Origin of the sequence: Mucilaginibacter dorajii (assembly GCF_024808255.1) — a bacterium.
In the GTDB taxonomy this organism is placed as follows: domain Bacteria; phylum Bacteroidota; class Bacteroidia; order Sphingobacteriales; family Sphingobacteriaceae; genus Mucilaginibacter; species Mucilaginibacter dorajii.
Window position 1 is genome coordinate 32,283 of record NZ_JANTYS010000017.1, and the last position, 15,374, is coordinate 47,656.

Annotated in this window: 5 protein-coding genes; all 5 read right to left on the reverse strand. The window is 44.2% G+C overall.

What is annotated here, in order from left to right:
• Positions 1-16: 16 nt before the first annotated feature.
• The 5 genes from FHS10_RS20705 to FHS10_RS20725 all read right to left on the reverse strand — a co-directional run bounded on the left by FHS10_RS20705 (position 17) and on the right by FHS10_RS20725 (position 15,040).
• Entirely contained in the window at positions 17-1,717 is a 1,701-nt protein-coding gene (locus tag FHS10_RS20705) for a RagB/SusD family nutrient uptake outer membrane protein (RefSeq protein ID WP_259094199.1), read from the reverse strand.
• Between the two features lie 13 nt (positions 1,718-1,730).
• Positions 1,731-4,940 carry a SusC/RagA family TonB-linked outer membrane protein gene (locus FHS10_RS20710; protein WP_259094201.1) on the reverse strand — a complete coding sequence of 1,070 codons (3,210 nt, stop codon included), beginning with the start codon at positions 4,938-4,940 and terminating at the stop codon, positions 1,731-1,733.
• 594 nt (positions 4,941-5,534) lie between these two features.
• On the reverse strand, positions 5,535-6,860 hold the full coding sequence (locus FHS10_RS20715; protein ID WP_259094203.1) for a vanadium-dependent haloperoxidase: 1,326 nt from the start codon (positions 6,858-6,860) through the stop codon (positions 5,535-5,537).
• Positions 6,857-10,219 carry a VCBS repeat-containing protein gene (locus FHS10_RS20720; RefSeq protein ID WP_259094205.1) on the reverse strand — a complete coding sequence of 1,121 codons (3,363 nt, stop codon included), beginning with the start codon at positions 10,217-10,219 and terminating at the stop codon, positions 6,857-6,859. Before FHS10_RS20720 ends, FHS10_RS20715 begins: the two co-directional genes overlap by 4 nt.
• A 654-nt stretch (positions 10,220-10,873) precedes the next feature.
• Positions 10,874-15,040: a hybrid sensor histidine kinase/response regulator transcription factor gene (locus FHS10_RS20725; protein WP_259094207.1), complete on the reverse strand. Its 4,167-nt coding sequence runs from the start codon at positions 15,038-15,040 to the stop codon at positions 10,874-10,876.
• Between the last annotated feature and the right edge of the window lie 334 nt (positions 15,041-15,374).

Genomic DNA, 15,374 nt, shown 5'->3' on the forward strand with positions numbered 1-15,374 from the left:
CTGGTGATATGATGGGTTAATATCCAGCGTTTTGCTGCAACTGCCCGTTAGATGCCTGGATCTCGCTTCTTGGTATTGGTAACCAGTAGTGCTTGGTAGCAAAGGAGCGGCCATCTAAAGCAACCTTTGGTGTATAACTAAATGTGCCATCGGCGTTTTTGGTGATAATTACACCTGCTGCCGGTTTATTTTCGGTAACATCGGCAATTTTCCAACGGCGCACGTCATAAAAACGGTGTTCTTCAAATGCCAGCTCAACACGGCGCTCGTACCTAACAGCATCCCGCATTTGTGATTGGTTTAATCCCGATGCTAATGCCGGCATATTAACGCCCGGCCTTGCCCTGATCATATTAATGGCCTGCCTTGCAGACATGGTTGAACCAGCCGGCACAACATCGGCACCATAAGCCTCATTGGCAGCTTCGGCAAAGTTCAGCAGGATCTCGGCGTAACGGAAATAGATCCATGGATGGAAACCCGCATTGCCCCATGGGTTTTGCAGCGGGTAAGCATCGTCCATGTATTTACGCAAATAGTAACCTGTTTTAGTTGTATTCCAGTTGCTATCTCCATCCTTGCTATCTTTTCCGCCCGGTATAAAGGCTTCCACACTACGCTCCCTATAAGCCGATCCATTGTGCAACACGGTAGCATCAAACCTTGGGTCGCGGTGATCATAAGGGTGGGTTGGGTCATAGCCTGATGTAGGATCGGTAATGGCTTTACCGTTATCCATTTCATAATCATCAACCAGGTTTTGCAGCGGGGTATTACCTGCCCAGCCTCCGTAACCGTTTGGCCCGTTGGCAATTTCCATATGGGTATGGTTGGCGTTTTTGGTATACAAACGCTCAAAAATAACCTCATTGGTTTCGTTGGTTAAAAACATGTTATCATAACCGCCGGTATAAATTCCGTATTTATTAAGGCTGATAACCGCTTGTGCCGCCGTAACCGCATCGGCCCAGGTACCCGCATTATATAACGGACTTGCCGCGTAAAGTTTAAACCTTGATTTAAGCGCTAAAGCAGCGCCTTTAGTGGCACGCCCTAACAGCCAGGTACCATCGTTGCTTAACGGCAGTTTTGATGCAGCGTCATCAAGTTGGGCAGTAGCATAATCAATACTTTCTTTAATGGTTGCCCGTTTAAATAGTGTTGGGTCCTGTAAATTATCGGTAAGATTAACTACCCTATCACCCATTAATACCACCCCACCGTAGTTACGGATCAAATCCTGGTAACGGAAGGCACGGATAAATTTCAGTTCGCCTTCTATACGGGTTTTATGCCCGGCGCTAAAAGGTAACTTTGGCAAAAGGCTTAACGCGTAATTACACTCCCTGATGCTGCGGTAGCTTCTGCCCCATAATACGCCTGCCCCCCCAAGGTTTTCGGGTGCTAACTGCCCGCGCTGTACCAGCCAGGTAGCATCATCGTTGTTGTAAATAGATTCGTCGGTAAGTGAGCTCCACATACTGTATTCAAAACCGCGACCAAAGCCAGGGTTTGATCCATCGCCTTCTTTATCCTGTAATTTTGCGCCAATGTAGCGGTTGGTTACATATGCTTCGTAAACCGCCGTATCTGATTCAATGGCCGATGTAGCGATCCTATCTGTCGGCTGCACGTTTAAAAGGTCTTTTTTACATGCCGTAGTGAACAGCATGCCGCCTAACAAAAAGTATAGCGGGGTTTTATATTGTAATTTCATGATCTGTTCTTAATTAAAATTTAACGTTAACACCTAAGTTGATAATTCGTTGCTGCGGATAAAACTGGCCGCTACTGTAACTACCATTCGGGTAGCTTTGACCGCTGCCGTTGGTTCCTTCCGGATCATAATCCTTAACCTTGGTAATGGTGAACAGGTTGAAAGCACTTGCATAAACCCTTAAGCCACTAATTTTAAGTTTTGACAGGAACTGGGTATTGAAATTATAGCCTAACTGAACGTTTTTTAACCTGATGAAAGATGCATCGTTAAGCCAGAAAGTGTTATTATACTGGCCCCCGCTGATGGCGTTTGATGCACGGTCTGTTACCCTTGGATAGCTCCCGTTAGGGTTTGCTGCACTAAACCTGTTATCGGCCCAGCTGCTGTAAAAGTTACCAATGCTGCCGGCTTCTGGCAATACGTACTGGCTAACCTCGGCCTGCCCGGCAAACAATACCGATAAGTCGAAACCTTTATAGGCTGCGTTCAACGCAATACCATAGGTAATTTGTGGGATGTTGCCGTATTTGCTGCGCGTTTGGTCATCGGCGGTTATTTTGCCGTCGCCATTGTAGTCCTGGTATTTCAGGTCGCCAATTTTAGCGCCCGATACGTGTGGATAGCTGTCAAGATCGGCCTGGGTGCGGAAGATGCCGATGCTGTTGTATAACAAATAAGTATTTAACGGCCGACCGGTTTGACGCTGGTAACCTAAAGTACCGGCGGCTTCGTCAATAAAGATGATCTTGCTTTTCGCGTAAGTAAAATTGCCGCTTACACCCCAGCTAAAGCCAGATGATGAATGATTGTAGGCTAAAGTACCCTCAAAACCCGCGCTGTTAACTTTACCAATATTTTCAGATGGCACAAGCGGATCAGAACCGTAAGGGTTTACGATACCTGATGAGCCTGGAAGCGATGCATTCCTGGTAGTCAAAATGCTTGATCTTTTTTGCTGAAAGTAAATAGCCTCTATGCTAAAGTCATGCAGAAAAGTTGCGTTAACACCAATATCCAATTTTTTGGCAGTTTCCCAGGTAATATTAGGGTTTGCCAATTTCACAAGGTTAACGTTTGGCTGAATGGTATTTGAACCACTACCCGGAACGCTGGCCACAAAACCGTTGTTTACCAATACGTAGTTATCAAAATACTGGAAACCGTTTACGTTATCATTACCCAATGAGCCGTATGATGCCCTTAGCTTCAAATCGTCAACAAAGCTAACGCTGCTTTTAAACCAATTTTCTTTTGACACCCTCCATCCCACAGATGCCGATGGGAAATAGCCCCATTGTTTACCCTGTGGAAATATCGAACTGGCGTCTGCACGGAACTGGCCTTCAAAAAGGTACTTTTCATCGTAAGCATAAGCTAAACGGCTGATCACGCTTCGGCGGTTATAGTTTGAGCTGTAACCCGAGTTGAGGTAATCTGTTGCGGCACTGCCACCTTGCGATAACTCTGGCAATTGTGATGACAGGTAGTTATAACGTGTCGCGTCAAAATACTCCAGGTGGTTTTTGCTTTGTTCATAACCTACAAACGCGTTGATATCATGCGCGCCAAACTTGCGGGCAAAATTCAATTTGATGTTTGAGGTAAGTAGCGCCTGATTATTTTGCGATTCAAACAACGTAGCGGCGTTATTGTTACCACCAACCACAACTTTGTTATAAGTTTGTGAACCGGAATCGTAGTTATATAGAATGTAAGGCTTGCTGAAGTTTTTATCAAAAGCGTATGATTTATCCACAGAGAAGAAACCATCTAACGATAAGCCTTCAATGCCAGGTAAAGCATAGCTACCTTTTAAAATACCATTAAAAACCTGGGTTGGGTTATTATTGATACCACCAATATCGGTTACCTGTACGGCAGGATTGTTGTTTTCAATACCTGTGGTTGGCAATCCGTTTGGATAGTATGCGCCAACTATAGGTTTTGCGCGGTAAACAGAGCGGAAAAGATCGCCTGCGCCAACTTCAGGATATTGCCTGTCTTCTTCACGGCCGGAAAGCGACAAGCCAACTTTTAAACGCTTGGTAACGTTGGCGTCAATATTTGAACGGAAGTTGTATTGGTGATATTTGGTAGCACCGCTTTTGTAGATCCCATCCTGGTAAATAGTGCCAAGGGATACAAAGTATTTCACATCATCGCTGCCGCCGGCCACTGATAGGCTGTGCTGGTTTTGTAAAGCTGTACTTTTTAAAGTTTGTTTTTCCCAATTGGTATTTGGATAGTTTAAAGGATCTGAACCATCCCTGAATTTCTGGATCTGTGCTGCCGAGTACGACTGATTTGAGCCACCGGTGGGGTTCGAATCGAGACTGATCTCGTTCATGATCTGGGCATAGGTTGCCGCGTCGGCCATTTTAGGCAAACGGGTTGGCGAGCTGAAGCCCTGGTTAAAGCTGTAGTTAATAGTTGGCTTGCCCGTTTTACCGTGTTTGGTGGTAATGAGGATTACACCGTTGGCCGCCCTGTTACCGTAGATAGCAGCAGATGCATCCTTCAATACCGACATGCTTTCGATATCATTAGGATCAAGCCTTTCCAGGCCACCTATCTGGCCGGGTACACCATCAACAACAATCAACACATTGTTACTACCTGTTGTAGCCAAACCACGTATGGTAATATTTGAACCATCAGCACCAGGCTCACCACTGCGATTGTTTACAATTACACCCGGTATACGGCCAGCCAATGCATTTGATACGTTAGGTGCCGGGCTTTTTACCAGTTCGGAACCTTTAACCTGCGATATAGATCCGGTTAAGGTAGCTTTCTTTTGTGTGCCGTAACCAACCACCACAACTTCGTTCAGCGATTTGGCATCGCCGCCCAACTGTATATTGATGGTGGATTTTCCGTTTACGGCTACTTCCTGCGATGTATAGCCTATAAAAGTAAATACCAGGTACGCGTTCTGATCCTTAACGGTAATAGCGTATTTACCGTTAACATCAGATATGGTACCTTGAGTAGTGCCTTTTACACTAACGGTTACACCCGGTAAAGGTTCTCCCTTTTCGTCGGTAATAACACCGGTTACCGTTACATCGGCATTTTTGGCGCTTTTTACAGTGAAGCTGTGGTTAATTGTTTTGGCCATTGCGGGCGAGGCCAACGGAATTGCAGCAACAAGCAGCATACCAAGCGCCATTTTTGCGCTGCCATGCGGTGAAAATTCTTTCAGTAAATTTTTTCTCATGTTTTTGAATTTTTCGGTTAATTATTGGTTATATCGGCGCACCACCATTGCTACAGAAATAATCCGCAGATTGGTTACAGTAACAATAAATAGAGCGCAGATACTTGGTTTATGAAGGCTAATGTCGAAGAAAACTGATTACCCGAAGGGGGGCTAACCCTCATATAAAAAGGGGTAAAAAGGTATTTTTATAGCGGAAAGGCAGTAAAAAGGCAGTTTTTTGAGTTTATGCCCGTAATAATTAAAAACTGTTGTTCTGAGTTGTAAAATTTCGCGGGACTGTGAAGGTACAATGACAATATAAAGCGATGTCATTGCGAGGAACGAAGCAATCGCGAACTGTGCAAATTCGCCCTGTATAGCAAAAAACCACCTGTCATCCTGAGGAACGAAGGATCTATTCTACGCCATGTCTATTTGCCCCGAAAGTTTGTGAATAAATGCTTTGTGCCTGCCATTCACAAGGTGTAGATCCCAAACTTACGAAGTTTTTAAAACTTCGTAAGTTTTCGCCCGTTTGTCATTCCCCTTCAAAGGCCCCGGATTTTATTACTCAGCATAACGGGTGGCGAAGATGTGAAAACCCAATTCCTCTTACTTTCCCCGCCCAAACCTGGCAAGCACCCAGTTGCCAACCTGATCCCCTTGTAATTTACCGTTGGTAATGCCATCTTCAAAGTGAATCCCTCCCAGCAGGCGCGAAAAGCCGGCTTCTTCGGCCGCGCTTTCAAAGGAGCTGAATTTGCGCGGCGATATACCAAAGGCTACCTCAATATTATCGGTATAACTGAAATGATTGCCAAAATACGACGTAAGGATAACTGCGGCTGTTGATGATATTACAGAATGCCCGCTTAAGTATTCAGGAAAAGGTGGCGTTTGCAGGAAAGACCGCCATTTAGGGTCGAGGTATTGATGGATGGCAGTTTCAGGTCTGATGCGGTTGGTTTTATATTTCTCGTTCCAGCAGCTGATAAAGCTATCCATTAAGCCAATGGCCACAACAGAATGCACCACCAGCGATTTTTCGAAACTCAAGCCCGCCTGGCTGCAGGCTATGCCGGTGATTCCCATCCAGTGTGCCCCCGGCGAGATCTTTTTTAGGCCGATAAGCATATGCCCGTTATCCTGCACCGCAAATGGATTGCAATCCCAAAAACCAGCAATCGTTTTCTGGGCTGCGGTTAAGGAGTCGGCATCATATTGATGGCATTGCTGCATGTATTTATAAAATACAGACCTTTTATCTGTAGAGAAAGCAACCGGCGGGGCAGGCACAAACTGGCCACACGATGTTAAAGTAAATGGCCTTACCGTGGCAAAGTAGGGTTCAACAGGCGTCATATAAGCGGGCGGCGTGGGGCTCCAGGAACCGGGTGTTTGTTTCAGCTCGTAACGCTTATAATTACTGATCTTATTGTAACCATCGCTTTTGGCGTATGCCAGCACTTGTTTGCTTACCTGCTGCGCGTACTTTAAAGAACTATCAACCTGGCTTTTAGTAAACCCGGCCTTAAGGCATGAATCTATCAGGTTGGTTTCAAAACTTTTAAGCAACGCGCCGGAAGGCTGTACTTTTGCGGCGGTTTCGACAATTGCCAGTAAAGCACTAAGCCTAATGTTGTACCCCGATTTCACGGTTGCTTTTTTAATATCAGGATATTGATTGATCACGCGGGATAACTTCTGCAATGACCCGTCGTGCTGCGATAAAACCTCGTACCCCGAAATGCACGCGTATGAAAAAAAGCGCGCTGCCAGTGGAGGGTTGGTAACATCATGCACCATTACAAGCGTCATTTGGTCAACAGCTTTGGTAATATCTGCCGATGTGAGTTGGGGAGCCGGGTGGGCCGACCGACAATTGATATTCACACATGCCAATGCAAAGCCAATAATTAACAGGGATATCTTTTTCATCGGTTCATCAATTGATAGGCCTGCATTTGTTGTTGATTAATGCTGATGAGCAGTTTGTTGCCTATCGGGGTAACGCTCCGTACATCCCCGGTAATCTTAAACCCGGATGCCTGCTGGCTAACCGCCGAAAAACCTCCGTTCCGCTCACCCTTTAACAGCAAGCCAAAATTCGCGTCAGATTTCCCAAAACGAAGCCGGGCCTGGCTAATGTTACCGCAAAACAACAGATCGGTAATGCCATCATGATTATAATCCACGGGGGTAATGGTAAAAACAGGCGAAAACTGAACCTCGGGAGGCAGTTTTACCTCGTGCAACCTGCCCGATTTATCACTTAACAAATAGGTTGTTGATAAAGTGTTGGCTGTTAAATGACCGGCACCCTGTAATTCGGCAGGTGTAAATACGTCGTTAATTGTGGCATCGGCGTATGATTTATAGTTGGTAAAACGTGGTCGCATCATACTAATCTGCTCCAGCAATTCATCGCGGGTAACATAAGGGTAGCTTTTGTGATTAATGTAAAAACACAGGATGGGATCAATCGCGCCATTGTTGTCAAAATCTTTAAAATACATTTCGGCGGGTTCTGTGTCACTTACTTTGCATTGCGTGTTGGTACCCTGGTTGCCTAATATAAAATCGGGGTGGCCATCTTTATTAAAATCGCCGGTTGTAATGCAGTTCCACCAGCCGGTATATTTTTTAAGCAGGTACCTGCCTGTCTGATCTTCAAATTTTCCGTTCACGTTAATAAAAATGGTTACCGGCATCCATTCGCCAACCACCACCAGGTCAGGGCGGTTATCGCCATTCATGTCTATCCATGCGGCATCGGTAACCATACCCAGGTTTTTAAGTTGGGGCAGGTACTTTTGGGTTTCATTTTTAAAATGGCCCTTACCATCGTTAAGCAATAAATAGCTTTGCGGCGCTTCTGGATATCTGCCTGGCACTACCCGACCGCCTATAAACAGATCCTGGAACCCGTCGCCATTAATATCGGCGGCTTTTACACAGCTTTTACTGGTGTACAGCGCGGGGATAGCATTAGCTGATTTTACAAAATTGCCGTGGCGGTCATTGAAATACAGGTCGTCGGCAAGAGAAGCATCGCCGGGCTGCAGGTCATGATATCCGCCCGATGCACAAAGCAAATCGGGATACCCATCGTTATTGGCATCAAAAAACAGCGGGATAACCTCGCTTTTGGCTCTGCTTTTTTCAAATACCTGCTGATCCTTCTTAATAAAACTGCCATTGGCCTGCTGTATAAAAAGCGCGGATGGCTGCCCGTTACCGCCACCTATAAAAACATCTTCAAGACCATCTTTATTTACATCGGCCTTAACCACATGCGGCCCCGAAAATGAGATAGGGTTAACTAAAAGCGGCTGCCGTTTAAAATCGTTAATACCATTAACCGGCTGACTAAAATTAACAGGGCTGGGCACCTTTGTATAAAGAGCATTTACCGGCGGCTGTGGCCTGGTATTTTCCACAGCGTTTACTTCAGATAAAGTAATGACGCGATTAGCCGCTGGCTTTTTAACAACCTGCACTTTACCCAGGGCCCATTGCACCTTTACAGAATCAACCGATTTGCTTTTTCCCAACCCAAAATGAATCACTGTAGTAACGCAGCTTTGGTAGCCCCTTGCCGGCATTTGCTCAATAGTTTGCTGCTGGCCACCGGCATATAATGTTACGGTGGCACCTATACCATCGGTATTTTTACCCGCACCTTTTAGTTTAATATCCAGGTAATGGTTACGTCCCAAGCTGTTCGCCTTATTTTCAAATATCGATGCAGGCTCGTTCACGTTATTGGTAACCAGGTCAAGATCGCCGTCGTTATCCAGGTCGGCATAGGCGCTGCCATTGCTATTTGATGGTTCATCAATTCCCCATTTTGCCGATACATCCTGGAAAGTAAAGCCTCCTTTATTTTTAAACTGGTAATTTTTCACCTTAGATGCCGGCATTTCTTTAACCAGGTTCAACAGGTCTTCCCGCAAAACGGTACGGTCTTTCAGTTTATCGCCCATGTACTTCAAAAAGTCCATATTGGTATAGTCCCGCAAAAAGCCGTTAGATACAAAAAGGTCTTTCCAGCCATCGTTATCATAATCGGCAAATAGCGGCGCCCAGCTCCAATCTGTATTAGAAATGCCCGATAGCTGGCCGATTTCGCTGAAAGTTCCATTCCCGTTATTAAGGTGCAGCATATTGCGCATATACTGGTAATAAAAGCCGGCCTTAACATTCATGTTAAAAAACTCGTAGTTATCGGTGCCCATCAATAGTTTTTGGCGATGGTTATCCTCGGGTAGCATATCCAAAGTAAAAATATCCGGTTTGCCATCATTATTAATATCGCTAATCTCATTCCCCATCGAATAAAACGAAGTATGGCCAACCATCTGTTTTAGCTGATCGGTAAAGGTTCCGTTTTTGTTGTTGATGTACAGCTTATCGGGGATGCTGTAATCATTATCCAGGTAAATATCCGGCCAGCCGTCATTATTTACATCGGCAATGCCGGCCGCAAGACCATAGGATACTGTACCGTTCTCTATCCCGGCCTGTTGGGTAACATCAACAAAATGGTCGTTATCGTTACGCAGCAACCTCGATCCCCGTTCAGGGTCTTTGGTTTTCACCAGATCCTTCAGGGCAAAAACATCAATATTGTTTAACCGCTCGGGACTATGATTTACCAGCAACAGATCAAGATCGCCGTCATGATCGTAATCAAAAAAGTAGCCTTGTGTAGTGTATGATGAAAAGTTGAGCCCGTAAGCCTCGGTCATATCTTTAAACTGCGGAATGCCCTGTGCATTATTACCCTGGTTAATGAGCAATTGATTTACCCGTTTTTCGGGCCTTAGTTTACCCGAATAACAAAGATACAGGTCTGGCAAACCATCGCCGTTTACATCGGCCACGGTAGCGCTGGTTTTCCAGGGACCGGGGCGACCAGCCACGCCAGCCTCATTGGTGATATCTTCAAAATGCATTTTCCCTTTGTTGAGGTACATCTTGTTATCAACCATGTTGCCGGTAAAATAAACATCCTGCAGGCCATCGTTGTTAAAATCGCCAATGGCTACGCCACCGCCATTGTAAAAATATTCGTACACCAGTACGTTGGTATTTAAACCTTCGTCAAGCTGATTGATAAAACCTACATGGGTTTGGGCGGTATCTAATTTTTGGAACAAAGCACCGGATTGGCCTGCGCCCTGCGAATCATTCGTTCCGTTATTACATGCACTCAAAAAAAGAGTACAACATAGCAAGGCAGCGTAATTCAATTTTATTCGCGGCGGTACAGGTACCCGGATGTGCAGCTTCATACAGTAATTCACCGGCCGGTACTACCAGGCGGCATATTGGGTTAATGGTTAAATAATTGGTGATGCAATATAGGCGTACTCAGTTTTTGCCATGAGGGGCAAATCATTATAAATAGGGGGTTAATATGGTAACCGGATAGGCCGGTGTTAAACCGTGCTTGGTCGTTTTTTTGTTCCTGATGTCATTAAGCTAAGGAATTTGAAATGCACCGTTAGGTGCAAAATATCGGTAGAAAATATAATCACAAATAAAAAGCGTGCCGTTAGGTACGCAACATCGTCAGTTTCGTACCTACGGCACGGAGCGTCGTTTCTTATTAGTTCTACAAAGCTTTACCCCCTACGGGGGAGAAGACCCTTAACTTAAATTAATAACTTGCATCCTTCCCCCAAGGCTACTGTGTGTACACATCTTTCAAAAAAAGAAAAATGTCATTTCGATAGAGCGAAGGAGGGGTATGAGACGGGGACGAAAGAGAAATCTTATGCAAGCGAATAGCAAACGTAGCCTGTTGTATAAGATTTCTCACCCTTACCCAGCAAAATCCCGCCCTTCAAGGGTTCGAAATGACAACGTTTTTGTTTGATGATACGATTTCAAAAGATGTGTAGTAGCCCTCAAGGAGGGAATCGCACAGTTCCACCGCTTTAGCGTTAAACCTTGTTTTTGCCCGTAAACTCGTTAGTTACCATATCTTCTGCCAGGTTTTTGCGGTACTTTTTCATGTACTGCGATGGGTTAATGCCAAATACCTTTTTAAACTGCTCCCTGAAATACTTAATATCATTAATACCCACCAGGCCCGAGGTTTCAAAAATATTATGCCGTGTATTGATCAATATCTCGGCAGCCTTACGCAACCGGATGAACCGGATAAAACCGCTGGCCGATTGCCCCGAAATAAACTTAATTTTTTTATATAGCGATGAGTGCGAGATCCCCAATTCGCCGGCCAGGATCTGAATGTTAAAATCGGGGTCCATAAGGTGTTTCTCAACAATTTTGATACAATTATCCAGAAAGATTTTGTACTCCGCAGGTATTTTCTGGTTGGTGGCGTTTAGGGTGATCTCGTTATAAAAATACTTTTGTAAATTGTTTTTGTTCCTTAAAATTCCGGCTACGCGGGCTTTCAGGATTTCTTTATCAAAGGGCTTGCTGATATAATCATCGGCCCCGCCCTCAATGCCTTTCAGTTTGATTTCGGGAGAAGAGCTGGAGGTAAGTAAGATCACGGGTACGTGACTAATACTGATGTCCTCGCGGATGGCGGTACAAAGCTCGATACCGGTCATGCCATCCATCATCACATCGCTTATCACAATATCGGGCAATACATCTTTAATAATGGATAAACCTTCCATCCCGTTATTTGCCGAGTAAACTTTATAGTCGGTTTTAAAAAGCAGTTTAAGGTATTCGCGCAAATCATCATTGTCATCAATGATCAGGATAGATTTAAGATCGGCCGTAGCCTCCGGGTCTTCCAATAAATGTTCTTCCTCGGCATTTATCGGCATTTCGTTTTCAATTAGTTCCTGCAATATCACCGAGCTTGTTTCATCGTCCTCATAGATCGCGTTTCTCTTTAAATGATCTGTACCTTTCAACAGGGTAACAATGAACCGCGTACCACCACCAGTATTGTTTTCATGACGAATAGAACCCGAATGACTTTCAATAAACTTTTTAACCAGGAACAGGCCGATCCCAAATCCACCGGTTGACGGGCCTTTGCTGTTTTCCTGCTGATAAAACTGCGAGTATAACTTATCTTCCGTTTCGGCTTTGATACCCGGCCCCGTATCATGTACCTCCAGGTTTACAAATTGAGCCTGCTGACTGATCATCACTGTTACCTTACCGCCAACAGGCGTAAATTTAATGGCGTTTGACAGTAAGTTAAACAATACGATCTCTACCTTTTCCCTGTCGGCAAATACTTCGATGTGCTGATCGGTGCAAGTAAATTCAAAATCAAGCCCTTTGGCTTTGGCCTGGTAGGTAAAACACAAAAAAACCTCCTTACACAATTCAACCAGGTTAAGCCTGAAAATGGTTAAGGTACCTGCATCCGAATCGGCCTTACGAAATAACAATAACTGATCAACCAAACTCAGCAGCCGTTTGGCGTTGCGGTACACAATATGAAGACTGCTGGTATCAACCTCCCGCTCATGATACAGCAACTCCTTAATAGGGTTAATGATCAATGTTAGCGGGGTACGAAACTCGTGCGAAATATTGGTAAAGAATGAGAGTTTCCGCTCGTTTAGTTCTTTGTCTTTTTCGGCCGAGAGCTGGGTTAATTTAATCTCGTATTTTAACCGGGCCTGGTTTGCCCTGTACTGCAGGTAATAATAAACCAACAACCCACCCGCGGCTATGTAGCAAAAATAGGCCCACCAGGTTTTATACCATGGCGGCAGTATTTTAATTTGCAGGGTGGCATAATCATTAAACCAAACACCATCCTGGTTTGAGCATTTAACCCTGAAGGTGTAATCGCCGGGGGCAAGGTACCTGTATGTGGCAGATCGCTGGTTACCTACAAAATTCCAGGTTTTATCCAGGCCATCCAGTTTATAGGCAAATTCGCCCTTTTGCGGGTAAGCGTAATTTAAAGAAGTGTATTGGATAGAAAATACCGCCTGGTCTGGCTGTAATACCAACTGCTTGGTTTCGTTTAAAGCTTGCGAAAGGACTGGCACATTACGCCCGTGATCGCCCACCTCAACCTGGTTGCCAAATATCTGTAACCCGGTTATGATAACTTTGGGCTTAAAATAGCTTTTATTAACCCCATTGGGATTAAAAACGTTAAGCCCTTCGGTACCACCAAAATACATCGCGTGATTTCCCTTGTCGTAAATAACCGAGCCTACGTTAAACTGTCCGGCTTGTAACCCGTCGGACTGATCAAAGTTAGATACCGTGTTTTTATCCAGATCGATGTTTGACAAACCTTTATTGGTACTTATCCAAACCGATTTATTATCTGCGTTTTGAATGGCATAAACGGTATTATTTGCCAACTTGTTCTTTTCATTAAAATACTGAAAGGTTTGTTTGTCGCGATCATAAACAATCAAACCATCACCTTCGGTACCTAACCAAAGTTTATTGCGAACATCTAAATAAACAGCAAAAACCACCTGGCCGGGCATAAATCGTTTTTCTTCGGCAGCATTAAAAAACCGTGTAAACTGCTTATATTCAACATTTAAATAATTCAATCCGCCGCCGTAGGTTCCTATAAAAAGGTTACCGTTGGTATCCTCTGTTATAGCCCTTACATCATCAGAATTGATTGCGCTGGTTGCAGGATTATAGTTGGTAAAAGTTTGGCTCGCAGGGTCAAAAAGGCTAAGCCCGCCACCGTTAGTGCCTATCCATAGGTTTTTACGCTTGTCCTGGTAAATTACCCTTACATCATTCCCGCCCAGGCTTTTACTATCGCCGGGTTTATGACTGTAGTTTATAAACGAATCTGAACGGCTATCATACCTGAATAATCCCCTGGCATAGGTGCCAAACCACAGGTTATTGTCCCTATCGCAATAGCCCGATAAAATGGCATTATCAGTTAAACTGCCCGGCCGGCCATCGGCGTAGTAATGTTTAAGGATGGTACCATCGGGCGCGGTTTTAAAAAGGCCATCGCCATCGGCACCAAACCATAACGTGCCTGTTTTATCCTGGCACATGCCATAAAACCGCATCAGACTTTTGCCCGATGCATCTTCATGGATCTTTTGAATCAGGGTAAATTTTTCGCTGATGCTGCTAATCATGTACACTCCTTCGCCATAGGTACCAACCCAAATATTCTGATGCCTATCCAGGTAAATGGTTTGTACAGATCGCTGGGTCATGTTATATCCATCGTCGCCCGCCACAGGGATAAGGGTAAAACTCTTTGGATCGGGCGTAAAAGATTTAAGGCTAAGCTTGTACAAACCACCATCCTGTAGGCCGATGAGCAGGTTATGTTGGCCATCTTCATTCAGGGCGAGGTAGTTATTACTTTTTATTTGCGCCTGTTGTGTTTGAAAACGGGTAAAGCGGTTAAGCTGCCTGTTATAATAAAGCAGGCCGTTGCTGGTGGCTATCCATATGTTGTGAAGATGATCTTCAAAGATCTCGTTAACCCGGCCTATGGTAACATCATCAAGCTTTAACAAACTGTTGGCTTTGTCTGTTATATGACCACTTGTTTGATGGAAAATATTGATCCCCCCGCCAAGTGTACCTATCCACAATAGCCCTTGTGAATCTTCAAAAAGCGAAACTATCCTATCGCTTGATAACTGAGGCAAATTTTTCCGGTTATAACTTATGGTGGCGGAATTTTTAGTTTTAAAATACGAAAAACCTAAACCGTACGACGCTATCCAAAGGTTACCGTTTTTACTTTCGATGATGTTATCTACATCGTTTTTCACAAGGTGATTATTGCCAAGCCGGTAATGGGTGAATTTTTCGGTGCGGGTATCTAATTTGCTTAAACCGTTTCTTGATGACACCCAGATGTTGCCCGAATGATCGCCGAGTATTTTTTGAACAAAATTGCCCGAAAGGCCCGTCGAGTCGCCCTGTATGGTTTTAAACACTTTGAAAGCCGATCCATCAAAACGGTTTAAACCATCGCTGGTAGCAAACCACATAAAACCATTTTCGTCCTGGGTAATGCTGTTCACTATGCCAAACGAAAGGCCATCCTTTAGCGAATACTTGAGCACCTTGTTTTTCATGGGTGCCTGTCCGTAAGAAAAGGAAATAAACAACAGGAATAATAACAGCAAATAAAGTCTCTTCATCACATCTAAATCAGCCACATATTACATACATATCCAATAAGTGCATACATTAGTTATCAAACAAATTGAGGTTGTTACCTTGTTCAGGTTTGCTATTACCTAACTTGCAGGATCGAATAGTAAAAGTCGGAAGTAATTTATAATTAGTGTTAAAATAACATGTAATTAAAGAGATTTGCAATTATTTATGAAAATTTCATCCTGCGGTTTTTTGCCGGTTATTGAATTATCGGCAGCACCCTTGCAAATCAGTAATTAAAAGTAAAGCCTATAGATGTTTTATCTATAGGCTTTACAGAGTGATTTGAGAAATGCAGGTTCACGAAAATTACCC